Raw genomic sequence first — 23,698 nt, forward strand, 5'->3', positions numbered from 1 at the left:
TTTAAATCGTGTTTATTAAAGTATTATTTCGATTCAATTAGTTTTTGATTTCGGCTTCTTTGAATCCAGATAAGAATCCCTACAATGATTAGCGCCATAGGCGGCATGATGACCAGGCTATTGTTAAAATAACCTAATTTGTAAATGGACTCTGGAATGATACGATACCCCATCAGTTCTCCAGAACCAAATAGTTCCCGAATCATAGAAACGATTACCAAAATCAACCCATAGCCAAAACCGTTTCCAATTCCATCTAAAAAAGAAGGCCAAGGTTTGTTAGACATAGCAAAGGCTTCTAGACGTCCCATGATGATGCAATTCGTGATAATTAATCCAACAAAAACGGATAACTGCTTACTTACGTCAAATACAAAAGCTTTTAAAAATTGATCAACTAAGATTACCATCGCGGCAACCACCGTTAATTGAACGATAATCCGAATGCGATTTGGAATAATATTTCGAATAAATGAAATAATAACATTCGAAAAGGCACAAACTACGATTACCGCGAGAGCCATAACAATCGATGGTTTCATTTTTACCGTAACGGCCAATGCGGAACAGATCCCCAATACCTGAACGGTGATGGGATTATTATCATTTAATGGATCGTATAAAAGTCTTTTATTTTTTGGCGAAAATAAAGGCTCTTTTGTCTTCTTTGGTTTTGCAGGAACTGCGATTGTTTCTTTGCTCATATCCTGTTATTTTAGTTTGTAAATGCTATTGCTTCCTGTTTTTTAAAATAGGGGATGTAATTGTTTAATGTTCTTTCAAACATTTCTGTTACCCCTTTACTCGTAATTGTTGCACCCGAAATAGCATCAACACCATGCATATCATTTGGTTTTGCGCCTCCTTTAATTACGGTAACCGAAACAAATTTGCCCGATTCATCAAATATTTGCTTCCCAATAAACTGCTGTTGGAATTTTTGCGTTTCAATCTCGGCACCAAGTCCAGGAGTTTCACTTTTGTGACCAAAACTGACTCCGTAAACAGTATTCATATCACTTTCAAGTGAAATAAATCCCCATATAGGTCCCCACAATCCTTTTCCTCTTATCGGAATAATGTAAAATGATTTCCCCTCTTTATTGCAAATGAATAGCGGAAACAACTGTTCATTTTCTTTTCCTGTTTTAACTTTATCTAATTCCTTTTTAAGGTCAATGTCAAAAGCAGTAACACTTCCTGTTACTTGTTCGCCTTTATTGTTCAATACAATTTGTTGAGTAATGTATTTATTAAAGGCAGCTTCGGTGGCGGCAGTTTCAGTAGGAATCGAAACACTGGTTAGTATATTTTTCATTTTTTCAACCCTAACATTCTTCTCCTGATAGGGAGCAAGACTTATGGCAGTCACTGATAGCAGTACGGCAATGACTACCACCATAACAGAGGAAAAAATAAACGTGGCTTTGTTACTGTCTTTATCCATTTTGATTACGTATTGGATTAACTCTTTTTAATCTTCTTTTGATATTTGCTTCTACAACATAATGGTCTATTAAAGGCGCCATGACATTCATAAATAAAATCGCTAACATCATTCCTTCGGGGTAAGCGGGGTTAAAAACTCGAAAGAGAATTGCTAGTAGTCCTATTAAAAAACCATATATGTATTTTCCGGTATTTGTTTGTGTTGCACTCACAGGATCGGTCGCCATAAAAATTGCGCCAAAGGCAAATCCTCCTAATACTAAATGATGTAGCGGACTAATTTGCATTAAAGTATTCAATCCAAAGAAATTAAAGATCACTGCCATCAAAAATCCACCGGTGAATACCGAGGCCATTATGCGCCAACTACCAATTCCTGTATATAATAAAATACCAGCGCCAATCAAGCAAGCAAGCGTAGATGTTTCCCCTACAGAACCAGGAATAATACCTATAAAGGATTCCATCATGCTCGGAATTTTATCAGCAAAACCAGCTGCAGCATCGCCTAATGGAGTTGCGCCACTATATGCATCAACAACGGCTTGTCCTTTGTCAGTACTCGTGTTTATCCAAACTTCGTTTCCAGACATTTTGCTTGGATACGCAAAAAATAGAAACGCTCTAGCGGTAAGCGCAGGGTTTAAAATATTCATTCCTGTTCCACCAAAAACTTCTTTACCTATAATAACTGCAAATATCGTCGCTACCGCCAGCATCCACAAGGGGACATCAATGGGCATTATGAGCGGAATCAACATGCCTGAAACTAAAAAGCCTTCATTAATAGTATGTTTTCTAATAATGGCAAAAATAAACTCCGTCGTCAATCCTGCTCCGTAAGAAACTATAATTAGGGGTAGTGCTTTGATGGCTCCGAAAATAAAATTATCCATTAGAGAAACATTCGTAATTCCTAAAGCGTGGTGGTGTTGGTAACCAATATTCCACATCCCAAATAATAAACAGGGAACTAAAGAGAGCACCACTAATATCATCGTACGTTTTAAATCGATAGCATCGCGCACATGTGTTCCTTTACTTTTTGTAGTATGATTAGGTACAAATAGGAAGGTTTCAAACGCGTCAAATGCGGGATAGAATTTTTCTAGTTTCCCCCCTTTTTCAAAATTAGGTTTGAGATTGTTCAGTAAGTTTCTAAGTGGCTTCAAATTCAGATTTTTTTAATGATTAAATTTGGTAACTATTAGATTGTATGGGTATTATGTATTGTTAATTAATTCATTAGATCGAACGATTAAAATGTCAGTTCGAGTATTTTTTGCGTAATGAAATGAAGCGAAAAATGTATCGAGAACCGTTTTTTAATGAAATTTTCCTTGTTCTCGATACAATCCCGACGAATCGGAATCACTCGAACTGACGAAAAATCAGCATCAAAAAACAACAACCTTAACTACTAACTAAACTCCTTCCTTACCATATCAAGACCATGACGTATGATTTCTTGCGATTTGATCTTGGATGTACAGACTAATTCGCAGAGTGCAAAATCTTCTTCTACTACTTCATATATTCCTAATTTTTCCATCATGTCGATGTCTTCAATTAAGATTGATTTTAAAAGTTGAACGGGGTAAATATCCATAGGAAAAACTTTTTCATATTGTCCTGTCATTACAAAAGGACGTTCTTCGCCATGTAAATTGGTATTTAAATCATGTTTTTTATTTGGTGTCAACCAAGAGAAAAAAGTACGTGACACACTAAATTTATCTAAGCCGGGCGCTAGCCATCCCATAAACTCATATTCATTGCCTTCAGGGATTACAGTAATTTGGGAATCATAGAAACCCAAATAACCGTCAGCTGGAATTTGGCTACCAGACAAAATAGAACCACTGATGATTCTGTTGTCGCCTTTTTTTAGCCCTGCTTCTGTAAGAATATTTTTTATAGACGAACCCACAATCGTTTTATAATATTTGGGGTTGTTAATCTGAGAACCTGTAACTGCAAGGATTCGAGTAGCGTCAAAAATTCCTTCATCAAATAATTTCCCCATAATGACTACATCTTGTGGATTGATGTACCATACTACTTCTCCTTTGTTAATAGGATCAATGTGGTGAATTTGAATGCCAACATTTCCCGCTGGATGAGGACCAGAGATCGTATTGATTTGTACATTTTGAGCCTGACTAAAAGCAGGAGCAGGGGCGGTATTCGCTTGAACGTTTAAATGTATTTTTCCAGTCGTTAATTGCTTCAAAGCATTAATTCCCGTTTGAAAATAAGACTCTTTCCCTGACATGATAAAATCAGTATCAGGAGCTAATGGATTCGTGTCAAAGGCAGATATGAAGATGGCTTTTGGGCTCTCGCTTGGATTCGCGATAGTTCCATAAGGACGTTGGCGGATAAACGGCCAAACACCACTATTCAATAGTAGGTCAATGATTTCTTGTCGAGAAAGTTGGTTGGGATTTGATTTGGTAAATCCAAGTTGTTTTATTTCCCTGTCAGCAAGGATTTTTATTTCTAAAATGACTCTTTTCTGGCCACGAAGAATTTCAATTACTTCACCACTCACGGGAGAGCAAAACTGAATTTTTTTATTGTTTTTATCGTAAAATAGCGGAGTTCCAGCTTCTACATTGGCACCAGCTTTCACTAATAATTTGGGTGTTAGCCCCACAAAATCTTTTGGTTTTATAGCAAATATTTCCGCCACAGGCAGGTCTAATACTGTCTTAGCAGCTTCACCGATCAATTTGAGATTCAATCCCCGTTTAATTTTAATATATTCACTCATACATTAATTTATTTTTAGTGGGTATTACTTATGATTTTCTGGTATAGGAATATAATTCTAGTATGCTATAAGATTAAGTTTATTATTTATTTGTTAAAAAAATGGAAGTATAAAGTACTAATTTAATGAATTTGTGTCAAAACACCAACAATAAAAACATTTTAGTTAAGGAATAATGTATAATTGGACAGAAAGTTCATTTTTATAAAGAAATGATTTTCAAAAGAATAGCCTTAAAATAAATTTTAGGAGCAGAGGGATTGTGGCTTCAAGCCCGACAGCTCCTGCTGTCCGCTATATCTCTTTATCCCGATAAGCGGGGATAAAGAGGATGCCGCTTCCATCAGGGCTAGAAATCACGAATGTGTTTTATAAGAATAAAAAAATCACTGTTGATTAAAAGTGATTTTTTCAGTAATAGAAAAGTTAAAAAGAAACTCAATTACGAACCTAAATGAGGAAAACCGTAACAATAGGAACTTAGTTCTCAATATATTTGTCAGTGAAAAATTTAAAAAATTGATTTAACAAAATAAATCCTATATTTGAACACCACGAAAAACAAAATTAATCCACAACAAGAAGATGCAGCGCATTTGTTTTTGTTGTGGATTTTTGTTTCGAGTAAAGAGAGAGAATTTTATTAAAAGAGGTATAAACTTTATGTTATATACTAGTTAGGTGCAAGCGTAACTTACGAAACTACATATTTGAAACAATAATAATATAAAACAAGAGTATATAAAACAAAATGACTTTAGAACATAAAAATCAATTATTTCGCTTGGCGACTGTATTATATGCTGACAATAATTACGAAGTTGCACCAAAAACAATACACAGAAAAATTATAGAATCGTCGTTATTAGATAACGAAAATAGACAAATGAGTATTCACGATATAATAGATTATATTGATGAAAATTATCATTTCACGTTTGATGAGGAGGAAATTAAATCCATTGTAAATAACCCTAAAGAGAAAGGGTTTAATGTTGGTAAAGATAAGGGAAATGAATATTTAGTAAGTCTTACCGAGCAAAGAAAACAAACTCTCTTATCCAAAGTTAACAAACAAAATATTGATTATTTTATTCAAGAATTCATTGAAAAAGATGAAAAAACTAATGAAGTAATCGACTCAAAAAGTTTATTATATAAATTTTTATACGAGCTTATAAATTCAAATATAAGTGGATTTTCAAAGCTATTAAATAGTAAAAAGCAACTCACTGAACTAATAAATGTTGAACAATCTCAATTTAATGAATTAGAAAGAGAAATTATAAACTCGTTTTTAAGTTGGGATAATGATGGAAAAAACAAAGCTATATTCGATATTGCAAGTTATGGAATTGAATACTGTTTAATAACAAATAATTCAGAAAACTCAATACATCTAGACAATTTAAAAAACAAAACTTTTTATCTCGATACAAATGTAATATTTAGAGCATTAGGTATTAATGGTGAAAACAGACAAAAAAGAACGTTGTCCTTTTTGTCAAAATTTAATGAGGCTGGTGAAACGCTTGTCATATCGCGCTTCTCTGAAATGGAATTTAAGGCATCTATAAAATATTATATTGCTCAAATTGCTAAACATAATTCACCTCGGATCAATCCAAAAATCTTCACAACACATATTGCGCAAAGTGATTTTTTTGACTTTTACCATAAATGGCGAATGAATAGAATCAATACAAGTTTAGAATACTTTGAATCACATATTAATGTGTTATTTGATGAATTTATAAGAAAGTTCAAAGCATCTATCGATTATGCAATCCCATTTGATGAAAAAGATGAAAAAGAAATTAAAATATTAAATGAAATTGCAAACAATATTCATAGTTTTAAATCAGCAGAAGGTTCAATGAATGGTTTTGAAACTTCAATATGGGATGCAAAAAACATACATTTAATAGAAAAAAGAAGAGGTGGAAAAAATGCTAATTTGGTTGAAACTAAATACTTTTTTTTATCAACAGACCAAGGTTTAAGAAGATGGGATTTTCAAAAAGGTATTGGGACTCCAATTATTTTATTACCGAGCCAATGGATGAGTATTTTACTTCGGTACGTTAATCGTACAAGTGATGATTTTAAAAGCTTCGTTAGTTTTCTTAATATGCCACAAAGTGAAAAAGAAATCTCATATGAAAAACTTCAATTAATATTAACAGGGATTAGTGAGATTACAGAGGATGCAGAAAAACAATCCTCATTAATAAAAGTTCTTGTTGAGAAAAAATTTAAAGATGTTATTCAAAATGGATATAGTGACGATGAAATTATAGAACAATCTAAATCATTTGCTAAAACAGAACTTGAAAAAGATTTAGGAGAACTTTCAGAAAAACATTCCGTTTTGGAAGATAAGTTTGAATCACATAAAGAAGTTTCACAAGTTAAAATTGACAGTCTTGAAACTAAAACTGACGATCAGATTACAAAACTTACCCTTAAAGAATTAGAAGTTAAAAGCCTAAAAGCTGAATTAAAGCAAAAAACAGTAAAAGAAAACTTGACTAAATGGCAAAACCCCGCATATTTGATGATTCTATTAGGTTTAATTATAGTTCTATTCATTGCATTACAGTTTTGTTTTATAACATCAGATTACAACTATTCATATAAACTTATTTGTAATATTGACCAATTAGAAAGTGAAACACTAAAAACAACATTTAGAACATTAATGTATTCGCCTTTTATTGGACTTTGGTTAATTGGAACATTTTGCTGGAATAGATTGGGAAAATCTACTCATAAACAAAATAAGATTATTGAATTTGAAAATGAATTCGAAAAAAATCACTTATAAAGCGAGGAAAAGTATTGATAAACAAGAACGTCAGCACCTAACAGCTGTTTTGATATAGCTGGAGTTTAGTGGAATTATCGTTTCGCATCAACTTTTCGTTAAGCCGAAAATTGAGCGGTTACGAACTTCCAGCCATCTCAAAGTGGCGAAACGTTGGCAGTAACTGTACCCGAAAAAAACATAAGAATCAACCAAATAGAATAAAGAAAATATGAAAAAAATGATGTTCTTACTTGCCTTTTTTACTGCTAGTAATTTTACTTATTCACAAGTCGACAAAGTTGATGATGCAATAAAAAATCTAATGAAAAAAAATAGGATTGTTGGTTTGCAATTAGCAGTAATTAAAAATAATAAGATTGTGAAAACAAGTCATTACGGTCTGGCAAATATTGAGGATTCGATTGCCGTTGATAGTGAAACAGTTTTTAGCATTAATTCTATGACTAAATCCTTTACGGGAGTTGCCATTATGCAATTAGTGGAAAATGGTAAATTAAATCTTGGCGAACCTATTTCAAAATATTTGGATAAGCTACCTAAAACTTGGCAAAATATTACAGTAAAACAAATAGTGACTCATAAATCGGGACTTCCTGAAATTTGGGATTCACAAGGAAATTTGTTATCTGAAAATAGTGAAACTTTATTCCAAAAAATAAAAGAATTGCCTCTTATTTTTACACCTGGTAAAAAGTTTAGAGACAGTCAAGCGAATTACCTACTGCTTGGAATGCTTATTGAAAAAATAAGTGGACAGTCATTTGAAAAATTCATTACAGAAAACCAATATAAAAAAGCGGGAATGAAGAATTCCATCAAAGCTGAGATAGGCGATTTTTACAACATAAATAAACACTCCGCAAAGCCCTATTCTTATTTTAGAAATAATATTCTAACCAATGTGTATCAACCGATACCTTCAAATTTGTATCCAGCCGGTGGAATCTATTCAACGGCAACTGAAATGGCACAATGGTTAATCGTATTACAAAGTAATCAATTAATTAATGCCGAAAATCTAAATACGCTTTGGACTCCCATCCGATTAGATAATGGAGAATTATATCAAGAAAACGGTTTTCTGAATCAAAGTTTGATTGGTTTTTATTCCTCTTCAAGAGTTGAAAATCCTGTAATTGCCTCGGTCGGTGGTAATAGAAATGCTTTATACATTTATCCAAAAGATAATATTTCAGTAGTAATTTTGACAAATTTAGTGGGTTCTCGTCCTGAAAATTTTATAGAAGAAATTGCGAATTTATATTTAGCGGAGAAAAAATAACAACTACTGAAAACAGCCGTTTTGATATAGTTTGTGATTTAGTAGAATTACCGTTTTGCATCAAGTTTTCGTTTAGCCGAAAATTGAGCAGTTACGAATTTCCAGCCATCTCAAAGTGGCGAAACGTAAACAATTTTAATATAACAACGAATGAAAACAAAGATTACTTTATTACTTTTAATCAACATGATAGCAATGGCTAGCTATGGTCAATATGATTGGACACAAGGTCAGTTAATCCTAAAAAATGCGGATACACTCGTCGGTGAAATTCGTCTACCTATGATTTCGAAAAATCTTGTCGCGATAAACGGGGAAGAAAAAATAAGTTTCAGAAAAGATCGCAAATCTGAAAAAATAACATATGGCGAAAGTCAAGTAGACAGAGTCATATTTAAAAATTCGGATTCTGAAGTTGCCTATTTTGAATATATAAATTTATCTGACACTAAAAAAGGGCTATTTAAAAGAATAACCAAAGGAAAAGCAAATCTGTATGCAAGAAATGTCAGTATATCATCTGGCGGCTATATGACCTCTGGCGGAGTCAGTGGAGGAATGTGGAATTATTCTACAACTGATTTCAATGAATTTTATATTTTGCGAGAAAATGAATCAGCGGTAAGCCCTCTAGTTACAGCTGGAATCTCACGTTCGTTCAATAAAAGAGCTATCGAATATTTTAGCGATTGCCCTAGTTTGGTTTCCAAATTAGAAGCCAACATTTACGGAAAGAATGATATCCTAAAAGTTGTAGAAGAATACAACAAAAACTGTTTATAACAGCCGTTTGAGCTAGTTGGAATTTAGTGGAATTACCGTTTCGCATCGGGTTTTCGTTAAGCCTGAAAATCAGTGCTTACGAAGCGCAAACCATCTCAAAGCGGCAAGACGTTAGAAAAAAAAGATATCTCTATGAAACAGAATTATACAATCAAAAATGGCGGATTCATTTTTGATGCAAAGAAAATGGTCATTGATGACGTTTCAAAAGAACAAATTTGGAACCACCAAAGCTAGCTTAGATTTGCAATTTGTGCACGCAAAGAATGTCAACTATATAATGAACATGTAAACAATAGGAATAGCCACAATAGAAGGATTATTAAAATAAACATTAGGGCCTAATTATAACTAACAATTTTTTTTATGAAATTATCTAAAACCTTATATTTAGTAGTAGCAATACTGTTTTTATCAGTAAGCACTTTTGGACAAAAAGTAAATGATAAGATATATTTAATTGAAAATGATTTAAACCATTGGGATAAATCTAAAAACAAAAAATGGACATTAAAAGAAAGAATGGCATTTTACAACGTAAATGCGGTAAGTATCGCTGTTATTAAAGATTACAAAATAGAATGGTTAAAGGCATACGGTTATGCAGATAGTAGTGAAAAAAAACTAGCAACAACACAAACTCTTTTTCAAGCGGCTTCAATAAGTAAATCTTTCAATAGTTTAGCGATATTAAAACTAGTGGAAGAAGGGAAATTAGGATTAGATGAGGATATCAATACTTATTTAAAAGAATGGAAATTCCCGTACGATTCTATTTCTAAGGGTAAGAAAATAACAATAGCACATTTATTAAACCATACGGCAGGTTTATCAGTTGGCGGTTTCCAAGGCTATGCAAAGGGAGAAAAATTGCCAACGACAATAGAAACTCTTGATGGATTAAAACCTTCCAATTCAAATGCTGTTCGGTCTCTATTTGAACCGGGTTTAAAATTCCAATATTCAGGAGGTGGAACTACAATTACTCAATTAATTCTGGAGAATACAACGGGAGAGAAATACGAAGATTATTTGCTAAAAAATGTTTTAACTCCATTAGGAATGAGCAACAGTTCTTTTAATCAACCTCCCGCTAAAGGGAAAGAAAATATACTTGCAACAGGATATAATGTAGATAAAGAAGTGGTAGGAAAGTACCATATATATCCCGAAAAGGCTGCAGCTGGTTTATGGACAAATCCAACAGATTTATCAAAATATATCATTGAAACGCAATTATCATTATTGGGAAAATCAAATAAAATACTATCTAAAGAAATGTCGGTAAAAAGATTAGATACTAATTTCGGAGTATTCTTAAATGATTTTAATGGGGTGAAGTATTTTGGGCATAGTGGCGGTAATGAAGGCTTTGTATGCTATTATGTAGGTAGTTTTGAAGATGGAAACGGGGTAATAGTTATGACAAATGGTAGAGTATCAACGATTATAAAAGAAATAGTTAACAGTATTGCAAGTGTAAATAATTGGAAAAACTACCCATTGGAATCCCAAAAAGAATCTATTTCTTTAACGATAAGAAAAGAAAGCCAAAACAACATTGATAAAGGTATTGAACTCTACAAAAATCTTAAAAAAAATAAGAATAATGAATACAATTTCTCTAATGAAAGCGAACTCAATCAATTGGGCTACGAATTTTTAAGAGATGCAAAATTAGAATCAGCCATTAAAATTTTTAGTCTAAATATCAATGAATTTCCAAATTCGTCAAATGTTTATGATAGTCGTGGGGAAGCTTATTTTAATAAAAAGGAATATTTGTTGTCAAAAAGCGATTATTTAAAAGTGTTAGAATTAGAGCCAACAAACCAAAACGCAAAAGAAATGCTTTTTAAAATTGAAGAATTATTGAAAAAGTGACAAGAAGATTCTCTATAAATTGCAAAAAGCATGTCTCTACACGCTAGTTTGCCGCTTGTGCCGCCAGAGAATATCAATTATTAATTAACTAAAATTGTTGTCAATACCATATCGTAAGATCAAAAATGAAGAAAATATTTAATTTAAAATTGAGTCTAGTGCTAGCTTTAGTAGTCTTCCAATTGGCACAGGCCCAATCTAAAAAAGCGGCAGTGTTATCAACTGAGTATTTAAAAGCAGCAAACTGGACCGTAAATAATTACCAATTCCCTTTGATGAAATGGGAAAATAAGGATACTTTAAAATATCAAATAGTAGGAGAGTTTACATACATGTCAAAAAAGAAGTGGGATAGTTTTCTGTCTGATTTAGAACTTCTTACTGGAATGAAAATAATTGAAGCAACAGATGGATCGGATGTTCAAATAACGGTGTTTTTTGGAGAGTTAAAAGATTATTTTGTAGAGACAAAAAACAAACTTCCTTTAACCGTAGATTTTAATATGAGTAACTGGAGCAATAGAACTTACAATAAACAATATCAATTAATGAAAACAAGTTTTTGTATTGTTCCGTCTAAGATTCAGAAATACAACCATGGAACTTTTTACCTTAAAAATTTGTTTTTAAAATCATTAGGTTTGTTAGGTGTTAATGATGATTCCTTTAGTTTGTTTTACAAATATTCTACAGATAATAACGACAGTTTTTCAAAAAGTGATAAACAAATTATCAAATTACATTATAATACAAACATAAAAGCGGGAATGAACTTAGAACAAGAGAAAAATACAGTCAACAATTCTATTGACTTGGAAGCACTTGTAAATGAAAAAATATAAGTATTTATGGATGATTAAATGTCACACATGTCTGTACTATGTTAGCGCAGATTTGCAATTTATACTATAAATAATTTCCTCACTTAAACAATAGAACCCAATTATACAAAGCTACGGCAAGCGTCCAGCTTGGGTCCGTAAAGAGTGCTACTATTTCAATAATAACGATAAGCAAAATAAAAAGTTTAATAAAATATTTAAAAACAAAGCAATCACAAATGAAAAATATAATCTACCTACTTAGCCTTATTGTATTGGCAACAGCAATCTTCTTAATTATCGAATATCCGGAATCTGGAAGAATACAAGTAATCGCTGGGGCTGTACTTATCATTGGATTTACTTTAAATATTTTTGGTTTTTTATTTAAAGCAAGCGCTAACAAAAACTAGAAACTAACAAGAGCAAATAATTTTTTATGAGAATGCACAAAAACGTTTACTTAGCATTGGCTATTTTATTTTTAATTTCGTTCATCTACTCCTTATTTGATACCGGAGCGACACACAAACTATTCTTTTGGGAGGTCAATATTTGGTTGTATCGAGTCTTTCGATTGGCAATAGCAGTACTGTTTATGAAATCGTATTGGGACATCAAAAAAGCTGAAAAAAGTACAGACCAATAAATACTGAGAACAGCCACTGAAGCCCAGAAAGGATGTAAATTGAAATCTTGAATATCGCAATACACAAGCCATTACAATAGATCCAAAATGAAAAAAATCCTTGTCTTTTTAATAGTACTTGTTTCGGTACCTACTTTCAGTTGAAGGAGTATTAATTTCAACAGTTTTAAAAGAAAATACCGTGGGTTTAAAGTAAAGGTAGCTAGTAAAAGCAGGTAAAAATACCTGTATTTTTGTAGGATAAATGGAGTACATTTACGTTTTTAAATTTCGGTAAAGAGGTTCGAAATTTTTAGGTAAAAACACAAAATGTGAATTTAAAACTAAACGAATTGAAAACATTTGAAACGGAGCGACTAGTTCTGACACCCACGACTACAGCTGATGCCGAATTTATTTTGGCGCTGTTCAATACCCCAAAATGGATTGAATTTATTGGGGATAGAAACTTGCAAAATGTTCAAGATGCTGAAGAATATATCTCGAATAAGATGATACCTCAAATCCAAAAAATTGGATTTGGAAATTATACGGTAACTAGAAAATTTGACCGTGTAAAAATTGGATCCTGCGGGCTTTACGATAGAGAGGGCGTAGAGGGTATCGATATTGGATTTGCTTTTCTTCCAGAGTATGAAAAGAAAGGATACGGTTTTGAAAGTGCTAATAAGCTAAAAGAACTTGCTTTTAGTGAATTCAATCTAACCGAAATTAATGGAATTACTTCAGAAAAAAACATCGGTTCTCAGAAACTATTGATGAAACTGGGGCTTCAGTTTCAAAAAAACATCAAACTAACAGACGATACCGAAGAGGTATTGCTATATAAATTAGCGTTTTAGAATAAAAAGTATCAATTTAGCAATGATAGAAATCGTGCCTACAAGAAAAGGGATATGCGGTAATTATAAAGCAATAGTAAAGGAATTACTGTATAGCCTGAGGAATGACAAGTTTAGCTAAAAAAGAATATTTTAAAACAAAAAGATATGAAAAAAGTGATGAGTTTAGCTGTGGTATTGTTGACTGGATTGACATGTCTAGCTCAAGGGAAAGTCGAGAAAACGAGTCCAACTTATAAGAAGATTCATAGTAAAGCGATTCTTGTAGATACACACAATGATTTCTTATCACAAGCAATGGACTACGGCGTCGCTTTTGATCAGGACTTGCGCGGGAAAACACATAGTGACTTAAAACGATGGAAAGAAGGGGGCATGGATGTGCAATTTTTTTCTGTTTTTAGTGACGGTGAGCAACCCAATCCCTATGATTTTGCAATGCGTCAAATGGATAGTTTAGATGCTGCTGTCAAACGTAATCTAGATAAAATTGTAAAAGTAGCCAACACTACAGAACTATATAAAGTAGTGAAGCAACACAAAATTGCCGCATTGATAGGCGTTGAAGGTGGCCATCAAATCGAAGATGACCTGAATAAACTAGATACGTTCTATAAAAGAGGCGCCCGCTATCTGACTCTTACCTGGAACAATTCTACATCTTGGGCAACAAGTGCTGCTGACGAAACACACAACAAAGATTTAAAACACAAAGGCCTGACTGATTTTGGAAAGCAGCTGGTACAACATATGAATGCATTGGGAATGATGGTTGATATTTCTCATGTAGGAGAACAGACTTTTTGGGATGTTATCGCTACTACCACCAAACCTATAATCGCTTCTCACAGTTCAGTTTATGCGCTTTGTCCGCACCAACGTAATCTCAAAGACGAGCAAATAAAAGCCATTGCTAAAAACGGAGGAGTCATCCAAGTAAATTTTAATTCTGGATTTCTTGATCCTACTATAGAAAAGAGAGAAGATACTTTTATTAAAAAGCACATGGCCGAGGAAGATTCTATCATGCTGGCAGTTCAAAATCGCCACGTTGCTTCTTCGACAATTTACAAAAAATACGATACAGAGGCACAGGACCTTCGAGCCTCTTTTGATCTTGTAATCAAGCACATTGAATATATCATCAACTTAGTTGGCGTTGATTATGTAGGAATTGGTTCTGATTTTGATGGTATTGAATTGCCACCACAACAATTAGATGACGCCACGACGTATCCACTAATTACAAAAGCACTGCTAGAAAAAGGATATAGTGAAAAGGACATCAGCAAAATATTAGGCGGAAACTTATTGCGTGTTTTGATTGCCAATGAAAAGCACTAAGCACAGCTTTTTTTCGAAACAAATTCTAAATAAATAGTGGGAGTGTCTGCATGGTAAATAACTAAACTCAGATTATGACAGGTTTAATCTCATTAATCCATACATCGGTTGCAAAAGATTTTTTAAAGCTAAAGCAAAATATACCAAAGTACATTCGTTTAACTATTTTTTAATCGACAGCTTCCGTTCATCAATTTAATTTTTGGTATTTTGCATTCCGAAATACTAATTTAAAATTGCCAGATTATGATTCCAAGAATAGCGATATTTCCCGAAACCAAAGTTATAGGAATGCGAATGACGATGTCTTATAGCGACTATAAAGCGAGGGAACTTTGGAAGCGTTTTATGCCGAGAAGAAAAGAAGTTTTAAATACAATTGGCACGGATTATTACTCGATGCAATTGTTCAGTCCTACTTTTTACGATAATTTTAATCCTACTGCGGCTTTTGAATATTGGACAGCTGTAGTAACAACTGATTTCGAAAAAATTCCTGAAGGGATGGCTTCTTTTACAATCAGCAGTGGCCTTTATGCTGTTTTTACTTATAAAGGTGATGCGAATGGAGCGCCTGCTGCTTTTGAATATATTTTTGCTACTTGGTTACCGAGCTCCGAGTATGTTTTAGATCATCGGCCTCATTTTGAAATTTTAGGTGATAAATATATAAATGACCATCCTGATTCTGAAGAGGAAATTTGGATTCCAGTTAAACTGAAAAAAAAAGTAAATTTGCCGCCTGAAATAAAATAATAAACGAGCTATCGTAATGAATGAAAATCAAAAAATAAAGGAGGTAGCAGCACTTTTTTTAAAATTAGGAATTATAGGTTTTGGAGGTCCTGCCGCGCACATTTCTATGATGCGCGAGGAAGTAGTGGTGAAAAAAAAATGGCTTGAAGAGCAACACTTTTTAGATTTAATAGGCGCCACAAATTTAATTCCGGGTCCCAATAGTACCGAAATGGCAATCCACATTGGTCATGAAAGGGCAGGATGGAAGGGGCTTATTGTTGCAGGATTGTGCTTTATCGTCCCAGCCGTTATGCTTACAGGAATCTTTGCTTGGCTTTATAAAGATTATGGACAATTACCGGAGATTCAACCTTTTTTATATGGCATTAAACCTGCTATCATCGCCATTATTCTAGGTGCTATTTTTCCTTTGGCAAAAAAATCCTTGAAAACAGTTCGATTAGGAATTATAGGGGTTGTGGTTTTGCTGCTTTCACTGTTGCAGTTCAATGAAATAGCACTTCTTTTTGGCGCTGGATTCTTGGCTTTATTTTGGAACTCTTTGACCAACAAAGACTTGAATAGTAAATGGAATAGTTTTATTCCGTTAACGTTGCTTCCGGTTTCTAAAACCGCTTTATTGGCACCAACGAACTTAAATTTATTTCTAATTTTCTTGAAAATTGGTGCAATCTTATACGGTAGTGGCTATGTGCTTTTTGCTTTTTTAGATGCCGAATTGGTAGCCAAAGGATTGCTAACACGAACCCAATTAATAGATGCTATTGCGGTAGGCCAATTCACGCCGGGGCCTGTTTTTTCCTCGGTTACTTTTGTAGGCTATCAAATCAATGGAATATCAGGCGCACTCATTTCAACGCTGGCGATATTTTTACCTTCATTTGTGTTTGTAGCATTATTGAATCCTTTGGTAAAGAAAATGAGAAATTCTAAGCCTTTTGCTGTATTTCTAGATGCTGTAAATGTGGCTTCTATAGCGATAATTGTATCCATCTGTTATGAATTAGGTAAGGAAACGATCACGGATTGGCGCACGATTTTAATAGCCATATTAAGCGTTGGGATTGTTTTTAAGTACAAGAAGGTAAATAGTGCCTTTGTTGTTTTGGGCGGAGCAGTATTGGGATACTTACTAACACTTGGAATATTTGATTACCTCGTTTAAACTCATTATTTTTTTAAAAAAAATATAATTTTGGAGCTAATACATGCGTTTTATTAGGAGGGCAGCATAGCAAAAAAGTCTTTAATTTGAATTGGGAATATGGCAAGAAATAGCGACTTCCGCTGATTTAAAAAATATAACAAATAAAAAAAACAGTATGATTCAATTATTTCTTTTAAACCCTGATTTTACTGATCAAAAGGCAGATAACAAGGGAAAACTCTATTATTGTCCAGACTGTGCTATTATTGAAGGTATTCTAAGCTACTATCCAGAGCTTAGGAAAGAATTAGACATCGTTTATGTAGACTTTGAAACCCCAAGAACGGCTATTGTAGCATTAATAGGAGAAGAGAATCAGGGTAGTCCTGTAGTTATCATTTCAAAAGAGGAAACTCATAATGTAGATGTTAGCTATTTTACAGCTTACGGGGACGTTCTGTTCATAAATTCTACTACTTTGATTGCAAAATTTTTATCTGAAAAATATAATGTTGGTCTTATGCATCTGTAGATAGAGCTAGATGTGGGAATTAACTGCCTTTGAAAGTAATTTAAATTAATGAATTTCAATATTTTACAAATATCTTATTTTGTTATTTTCATAATTTATGAATAGAAATCAGTCAAAAGCTTTTACCAAAACACAAAAAAAGCCACTAAGAACAATACTCAGTGGCTTTTTTTGAATTAACAACTTATTATATTTTTATTTGGAATCCTTTATTGCCATCCACCACCAAGGGCTTTGTACAATTGAATTACCGCTTTGTATTGTTGGAACTTGTTGTCTACTAAACTCAATTCAGCATTTAAAGCATCATTTTTAGATGTTAATACTTCGAGATAATTTGCTAAACCATAGGTCAACAATTCATCGGAGTAATTAGATGCTTTTTTAAGTGCATCTGTCTGTTTTGTACGAATTGTAATTTTATAGGTCTCATTATTGTACTGCGCCAGTGCATCCGAAACTTCTTTACCAGCAGTAAGTAGCGATTGTTCAAACTGTAAGTACGCTTTCTCTTGATTTGCTTTCGCTATTTCAAACTTCGTTTTTACTTGTCTTTGATTGAAAATAGGTTGTGTTAAACCAGTAATTACATTGGCAAAAATAGAATTAGCACTAAACCATTCTTTCAAATCAATACTTTGAAGTCCTCCTGAAGCGGTAACCTTTAAGGTTGGATAAAATCCACTTTTGGCTACATTTGTCATTTCAAAATTAGTAATCAAATTATATTCTGCTGCAATCACGTCTGGTCTGTTTCTCAACAAACTGGCAGGAACCCCTAAAGTAATTGCTGGTTGCATTGATTGAGATTCAAAGGTATTACGTTCAATCTTACCCGATGATTCTCCCAGAAGTATACTCATAGTATTCTCTAGGATAATGATGCTATTCTTTAAATCAGCAATGATGATTTGAGTAGCATATTTTTGCGCTTCTGTTTGTTTGACCCCAACTTCAGTAACATTCCCCGCTTTTTTAAGCGCAATAATAGTTTCGACACTTTTATCCCTGTTGATTAAAGTTTCCTCAGCTACTTTTATTTGTGCATCTACTGAAAGCAATTGATAGTAAACAGTAGCAATATTTGCAATTAATTGTGTTTTTATCGCTTGATTTACTGCTGTTGTTTTCAGGTAAGCAGCGTTAGTAGCGCGTTTATTACTTCTTATTTTTCCCCAAATGTCTGCTTCCCAAGAAAGATTTCCTGACAATTGATATTGATTCGTACTACGGTCTGCCAAAAAAGCTCCAAACTGACTGTTTTTAGACAGTTCTTGATGGGTCCAGTCTGTTCCCACAGATAGGCTAGGGAAGTAGCCCGCTTTTCCTTGCTTCATCGTTGCCTGTGCAGCCACGATGTTTTGCATAGCAATGCGGATATCTAAATTATTCTGTAAGCCTTTTGAAATATAGCCTTGCAAAAGAGGGTCAGTAAAAATTTTATCCCAGGATACATTTGCTAATGAATTAGTGTCAGTCGACACCACTTCATTTCGATACAAATCAGCTGTTTTTAATTCTGGTCGTTTATAGTCTTTAGCAACAAAACACGATTGCATTACAGTTGCTGTTAGTCCTAAAAGCGCGACTCTATATATTTTATTTTTCATTTTCTTCTTCTAAAAGTGCAACATCATTTTCTTTAGTATTTACTGGCTTTCCAGAGATACGTTCTTGTAATCCTTGAAAGATCACAAACAAAATTGGAATAACAAACACTCCAAAAATAGTTCCGATAAGCATTCCTCCAACGGCACCCATACCAATAGAACGGTTTCCTACAGCACCAACTCCAGAGGCTAGAGCCAATGGCATCAATCCGAAGATAAATGCTAATGAAGTCATCAGGATAGGACGTAAACGTGCTTTTGCTCCTTCAATAGCGGCTTGTGTCAAGTCCATTCCGTTTCGTCGCCTTTGTATAGCAAATTCCACAATCAAAATCGCATTTTTGGCGAGTAGTCCAATCAACATGATTAGAGCCACTTGGAAATAGATATTATTTTCTAATCCTGCGAGTTTTACAAAACCAATGGCTCCAGCAATACCTACTGGAAGTGAAAGCAATACCGATAATGGTACTAAATAACTTTCGTACTGCGCACTTAATAAGAAGTAAACAAAGATTAAACTTAATAAGAATACGCCAAGAGCTTGATTACCTGCGAGAATCTCTTCACGTGTCATACCTGAGAATTCATAGGTATATGATTTTGGCAAATGTTGTGCTGCTACTTCTTGAACCGCTTTAATAGCATCACCAGAACTAAACCCAGCGTTTGCTTTACCGTTAATATTAACGGCTTTTAGCATGTTAAAACGAGCAACTGCCTCAGGACCGTATATTCTTTTGAAATCTACAAACTGACTGATTGCCACTTTTTGACCGGCTCCATTTTTCACATAAATATTGTTAATAGATTCAAGGTTTGCCCTGTCTTCCGGTTTTGCCTGAATCATTACTCGGTATTGTTTTCCAAACTTGTTGAAATCCGTTGTATACAATCCACCATAATAGCCTTGCATGGTATTAAATATGTCAGAAATAGCTACTCCAGCATCCTTGGCTCTTTCTATATTAATATCCATTTGATATTGTGGGAAAGTAGGATTGAAATTAGTAATGGCATATTGAATTTCAGGACGTTTCATTAACTCTCCTAAGAATTCATTTGTTACTTTACTAACGGTTGCCCAATCATCATCTCCTTTGTCTTGTACTTTTAATTCAAAACCATCGGCACTACCAAAACCTTGTACACTAGGTGGTGTAAAGAATAAGGCACGACCTTCTTTTAAACCGGCTGTTTTAGCAAACAATTGGCCAACAACAGCATCTACAGATTGATTGGCTTCGGTACGTTCGCTCCAGTCTTTCAATTTAATTACTGAAAACGCATATGAACCTCCATTTACACCGTTTAGCAAACTGAAACCTACAATATTCATTCGGGCTTCAACGATATCCATCGAAGCAATTATGGAATCCAATTCTTGTACGGTCTTTTTAGTCTTCTCCAAAGTAGTTCCAGGAGGAAGTGTTAAATCGGCCATGATAATTCCTCTATCTTCATTTGGAATAAATCCAGAAGGCGTAGTTTGGAACAACAAAATCGTAATACCGGTAAAAACTAATAAACCAACAACAGTAATCCATTTTCTTGCAGCTAAGAAACCAAGAGATTTCACATATTTAGCATTCATTCGATCAAAACTAGAGTTGAAAGCAATGAAAAAACGGTCTTTAAAATTAGCATCATGATGGTCAGAATCCGGATGCGGTTTTAATAGCAACGCACATAAAGCAGGACTTAAAGTCAAGGCATTTACCGCCGAAATTAAAATAGCAATCGCTAAAGTAATAGCAAATTGTTGGTAGAATACTCCCGATGGTCCGCTTAAGAACGATACCGGAATAAATACTGCCGCCATTACTAAGGTAATAGAAACAATGGCTCCTGTAATTTCATTCATCGCAGAAATCGTAGCTTCTTTCCCTGATTTTGCGCCTTCATCTAGCTTAGCATGTACTGCCTCGACGACGACAATGGCATCATCAACAACAATACCAATGGCCAAAATCATTGCAAACAACGTTAGCATATTGATGGAGAAGCCAAATATTTGCAGGAAGAAAAAAGTACCTACAATAGCTACTGGTACAGCAATAGCGGGAATTAAAGTGGATCTAAAATCTTGTAAGAATAAATAAACAACCAGAAAAACCAATAGAAAAGCCTCGATTAAGGTAGAAATCACTTTATCGATAGAAGCATCCAGAAATGTTTTAGTGTTAAAAGGAATAATATAATCCACTCCAGACGGGAAATCTACTTTTGATTCCTCTAAGATACTCATGATCTCTGTGGTAATATCTTGGGCGTTAGATCCAGAAGTTTGAAAAACTCCTACAACAACTCCTTCTTTACCCATGGCGATATTCTTAGTTCCATAATTGAAACCGCCTAATTCAACAGTGGCTACATCTTTAATTCTTAAGAAATTTCCGTTTCCAGTAGATTTGATTATGATATTCTCATAATCTTTTATTTCTGAAAGTCTTCCTTTGTATTTAATAACATATTCAAAAACACCGTCTGCATTTTCTCCAAATTTTCCTGGAGCTGCTTCTACGTTTTGTTCTTGCAAAGCGGCTTGAATATCTTTTGGAGCAATACCATAAGTAGCCATTTTTTCAGGGTTAATCCAAATTCGCATCGAATAATCTTTGGCTCCAAAAACATTTACCTGGCCAACTCCTTTAACACGTTGTAATTTGGGTACCAAGTTAATTTTCGCATAATTCTGAATATAAACTTCGTCGTATGCTTTATTTTTAGAATATAAGGCAAAGAACATCAAAGCACTAGTTTGGCTTTTTACTGTGGTAACCCCAGTTTGTACTACTGCAGTAGGCAACTTACTAGTAGCTCGAGCTACTCTATTTTGCACGTTTACTGCCGCAATATCAGGGTTAGTCCCTAATGCAAAATAAACAGAAATTTTAGCTGAACCATCATTAGCTGCAGAAGACGTCATATACGTCATACCTTCTACACCATTAATTTCTTCTTCCAGCGGAATTACTACACTATTCAGTACCGTTTCAGCGTTGGCTCCCGTGTAATTGGCGGTTACCTGTACTGTTGGCGGCGCTATTTCGGGATATTGTTCTACGGGTAAGGACATCAATCCCAATACACCTAAAATGGTAATTAGAATTGAGATTACGGTCGAGAGTACAGGTCTCTCTATGAAAGTTTTTAACATCTTTGCAATTATTTTTTAGTAGTCGTTTTTGTAGCAGCAGCCGCTGTTGTGGCAGTATTTGCTAGTACTTCATTTTTAGTAGGCTGTGGTACAATTTCCATATCGTCTTTTAGTTTTGAAGCACCTTCAATTACTACAACGTCCCCTGCGGCAAGACCATTCGTTACAATGTAATCCAAACCAGAAGTTCCATTGGTTTCTATGATTCTTGATTTAACCTTGTTTCCTTGTTCGACAGCATATATAATTTGTTTTCCTTGTACTTCAAAAACAGCCACTTGGGGTACCAAAATAACATTGCTTTGTACGATTGGTAACCGAATGATTCCGCTACTTCCGCTTCTTAAAAGCCCTTCTGGATTCGTAAATTCAGCTCTAAACTCTGTAGTTCCCGTAGTAGAATTCACTAAACCGTTCATTGTAGCAATCTTCCCTTTCTGGTTGTATTCCGAATTGTCTACTAAAATTAGGCTAACCGGAGGAGCAGCTTTTAGCTTTTCGGCAGTTGTAGATCCTTTAAAAGTTCTATTAAAATACAATACTTGTTTTTCATTCATTGAAAAGTAGGCACGAACAATTTTCGTATCAGATACTGTTGTCATCGGTATTTCGGCAGTAGGGCTTACTAAACTACCTTCTTTAAAGGGCAAACTTCCAATAACTCCATTTACAGGAGAATAGATAGTTCCATACCCAATATTAGCAGCAATACTTCCATACGCACTTTTTGCTTGTGCTAACTTGGCTTTGGCTGTCGCCAATTGTACATTACTGATGATATTTCTATCTACAAGGGGTTTTAAACGATCCACTTCAACTTGCGCTGCTGAAACCATTGCTTTTGCAGCCGAAGCATCTTGGTTTAACATTTGAGTTTCTAATTTGAATAAAAGTTGCCCTTTTTTAACCACTTGACCTTCATCAACGTATACTTTTTGAATAAATCCGCTTACTTTAGGTCTGATTTCAACATTTTGTTGTCCTTCAAGGTTAGCCGTAAACTCTTGGTATACGGTTGCATCCTGCAGTACTATTTCTTGTACAGCGAAAGGAGCAGGACCTTGTACTGGGGCTTGTTCTTCTTTCTTTCCACATGAAGAAAGGATGAGCAAAGAAGCTATTATTGGTAATGAAATTTTTTTCATTTTTTTAAATTTGATTAATTATTGATTACTATTATTGTTGATTTCTATTTTCTTAAATTCAGCTATCGTTTTGTGAAATGTTTTTTCTATTTCTTGAATGTGATTTTTGTACGAAATAATATTTTCTAGATTGCATTTTTCTTCGGCACAAGACGCAGTTTTATTTCGGTAATCATGCATTCTATTAATAATATAACTTTCGGCTTCTATCATTTTTAAATAATTGTTTAATCGGTCACTTAGTGGGGCGGACTTAAAGTATTTTTTTCGATCACCTATCAAAGTGAAATAGTAAATTTTCTCCATGTTAAGGAGTAACTTTAAATTCGTAGAAATAGAACTTTTACTGGCTCCTAATTTTTCTACTAGTGCTTCAAAGGTCAATCCTGATTTACATCCATCGATAATTAAAACTCCAATAATTCTTGCTGCTAAAGGAGGAACTTGATATAAAGACTCAAAATGAATACCGAATATCTCAATGATTTCCTCTCTTTCTTTTTGTATATTGTCCATACTTTTTTTTGCAAAGATATGATTGGTTCGTAAAACACCGAACTAATCGAACTTAATGTTATGTTAATTTTATCAAAATTGAATTATTGGTTAGAAATAAACTTGAAAATATAATTTCTGACGGAAATTAGGGAGAGAAAAAACACTTTAATAAGTAAAATCTATTTTA

At 33.9% G+C, this 23,698-nt stretch carries 20 protein-coding genes; 12 read left to right on the forward strand and 8 right to left on the reverse strand.

Translation table 11 applies throughout. From position 1 onward, the window contains the following. Positions 1–23 precede the first annotated feature (23 nt). From AAC069_RS08730 to AAC069_RS08745, 4 genes are all read right to left on the reverse strand, one after another. Positions 24–704, reverse strand: a complete 681-nt coding sequence (locus tag AAC069_RS08730) for an NADH:ubiquinone reductase (Na(+)-transporting) subunit D (RefSeq protein WP_339920090.1) — start codon at positions 702–704, stop codon at positions 24–26. 11 nt (positions 705–715) lie between these two features. Continuing rightward, the gene (gene nqrC / locus AAC069_RS08735; protein WP_339920091.1) at positions 716–1,447 is read right to left on the reverse strand and encodes an NADH:ubiquinone reductase (Na(+)-transporting) subunit C; all 732 of its coding nucleotides are present in this window, start codon (positions 1,445–1,447) and stop codon (positions 716–718) included. Continuing rightward, positions 1,440–2,621, reverse strand: a complete 1,182-nt coding sequence (locus AAC069_RS08740; protein ID WP_339920092.1) for an NADH:ubiquinone reductase (Na(+)-transporting) subunit B — start codon at positions 2,619–2,621, stop codon at positions 1,440–1,442. The genes nqrC and AAC069_RS08740 overlap by 8 nt, the downstream gene beginning before the upstream one ends. 248 nt (positions 2,622–2,869) lie before the next feature. Beyond that, complete coding sequence (locus tag AAC069_RS08745) at positions 2,870–4,225, reverse strand: Na(+)-translocating NADH-quinone reductase subunit A (RefSeq protein ID WP_339920093.1); 1,356 nt, start codon at positions 4,223–4,225, stop codon at positions 2,870–2,872. A gap of 751 nt (positions 4,226–4,976) precedes the next feature. Between AAC069_RS08745 and AAC069_RS08750 the strand changes: the two genes are divergently transcribed. From AAC069_RS08750 to AAC069_RS08805, 12 genes are all read left to right on the forward strand, one after another. Then, a complete protein-coding gene (locus tag AAC069_RS08750) occupies positions 4,977–7,052 on the forward strand; it encodes a hypothetical protein (protein WP_339920094.1) in 2,076 nt (691 codons plus the stop codon). A 220-nt stretch (positions 7,053–7,272) separates the two neighbouring features. Next, entirely contained in the window at positions 7,273–8,337 is a 1,065-nt protein-coding gene (locus tag AAC069_RS08755; RefSeq protein WP_339920095.1) for a serine hydrolase domain-containing protein, read from the forward strand. Positions 8,338–8,487: 150 nt separating this feature from the next. After that, positions 8,488–9,120 (forward strand): hypothetical protein, encoded by a 633-nt coding sequence (locus AAC069_RS08760; RefSeq protein ID WP_339920096.1) that lies wholly within the window; start codon positions 8,488–8,490, stop codon positions 9,118–9,120. A gap of 366 nt (positions 9,121–9,486) precedes the next feature. Continuing rightward, complete coding sequence (locus AAC069_RS08765) at positions 9,487–11,004, forward strand: serine hydrolase (RefSeq protein ID WP_339920097.1); 1,518 nt, start codon at positions 9,487–9,489, stop codon at positions 11,002–11,004. 125 nt (positions 11,005–11,129) lie between these two features. Next, on the forward strand, positions 11,130–11,846 hold the full coding sequence (locus tag AAC069_RS08770; protein ID WP_339920098.1) for a hypothetical protein: 717 nt from the start codon (positions 11,130–11,132) through the stop codon (positions 11,844–11,846). 218 nt (positions 11,847–12,064) lie between these two features. Beyond that, a complete protein-coding gene (locus AAC069_RS08775; RefSeq protein ID WP_339920099.1) occupies positions 12,065–12,238 on the forward strand; it encodes a hypothetical protein in 174 nt (57 codons plus the stop codon). Between the two features lie 26 nt (positions 12,239–12,264). Beyond that, positions 12,265–12,474: a hypothetical protein gene (locus tag AAC069_RS08780; RefSeq protein ID WP_339920100.1), complete on the forward strand. Its 210-nt coding sequence runs from the start codon at positions 12,265–12,267 to the stop codon at positions 12,472–12,474. Positions 12,475–12,806: 332 nt separating this feature from the next. Next, positions 12,807–13,316, forward strand: coding sequence for a GNAT family N-acetyltransferase (locus AAC069_RS08785; RefSeq protein WP_339920101.1), 510 nt, complete (start codon positions 12,807–12,809; stop codon positions 13,314–13,316). Between the two features lie 147 nt (positions 13,317–13,463). Further along, entirely contained in the window at positions 13,464–14,660 is a 1,197-nt protein-coding gene (locus AAC069_RS08790; RefSeq protein ID WP_339920102.1) for a dipeptidase, read from the forward strand. Positions 14,661–14,906: 246 nt separating this feature from the next. After that, complete coding sequence (locus AAC069_RS08795; protein WP_339920103.1) at positions 14,907–15,416, forward strand: GyrI-like domain-containing protein; 510 nt, start codon at positions 14,907–14,909, stop codon at positions 15,414–15,416. A gap of 16 nt (positions 15,417–15,432) precedes the next feature. Beyond that, positions 15,433–16,584, forward strand: a complete 1,152-nt coding sequence (gene chrA / locus AAC069_RS08800) for a chromate efflux transporter (protein ID WP_339920104.1) — start codon at positions 15,433–15,435, stop codon at positions 16,582–16,584. Between the two features lie 157 nt (positions 16,585–16,741). Continuing rightward, positions 16,742–17,098, forward strand: coding sequence for a DUF3088 family protein (locus AAC069_RS08805; protein ID WP_339920105.1), 357 nt, complete (start codon positions 16,742–16,744; stop codon positions 17,096–17,098). Between the two features lie 209 nt (positions 17,099–17,307). Here AAC069_RS08805 and AAC069_RS08810 read toward each other — a convergent pair whose 3' ends face one another. Genes AAC069_RS08810 through AAC069_RS08825 form a run of 4 tightly spaced genes read right to left on the reverse strand, consistent with a single transcriptional unit; the run spans position 17,308 to position 23,529 of the window. Further along, positions 17,308–18,708: an efflux transporter outer membrane subunit gene (locus AAC069_RS08810; protein ID WP_339920106.1), complete on the reverse strand. Its 1,401-nt coding sequence runs from the start codon at positions 18,706–18,708 to the stop codon at positions 17,308–17,310. Continuing rightward, complete coding sequence (locus AAC069_RS08815; protein ID WP_339920107.1) at positions 18,698–21,868, reverse strand: efflux RND transporter permease subunit; 3,171 nt, start codon at positions 21,866–21,868, stop codon at positions 18,698–18,700. Before AAC069_RS08815 ends, AAC069_RS08810 begins: the two co-directional genes overlap by 11 nt. Positions 21,869–21,876: 8 nt before the next feature. Next, positions 21,877–23,013 carry an efflux RND transporter periplasmic adaptor subunit gene (locus tag AAC069_RS08820; RefSeq protein ID WP_339920108.1) on the reverse strand — a complete coding sequence of 379 codons (1,137 nt, stop codon included), beginning with the start codon at positions 23,011–23,013 and terminating at the stop codon, positions 21,877–21,879. An 18-nt stretch (positions 23,014–23,031) separates the two neighbouring features. Further along, a complete protein-coding gene (locus tag AAC069_RS08825) occupies positions 23,032–23,529 on the reverse strand; it encodes a helix-turn-helix domain-containing protein (RefSeq protein WP_339920109.1) in 498 nt (165 codons plus the stop codon). Between the last annotated feature and the right edge of the window lie 169 nt (positions 23,530–23,698).

Origin of the sequence: uncultured Flavobacterium sp. (genome assembly GCF_963974175.1) — a bacterium.
Classification (GTDB): domain Bacteria; phylum Bacteroidota; class Bacteroidia; order Flavobacteriales; family Flavobacteriaceae; genus Flavobacterium.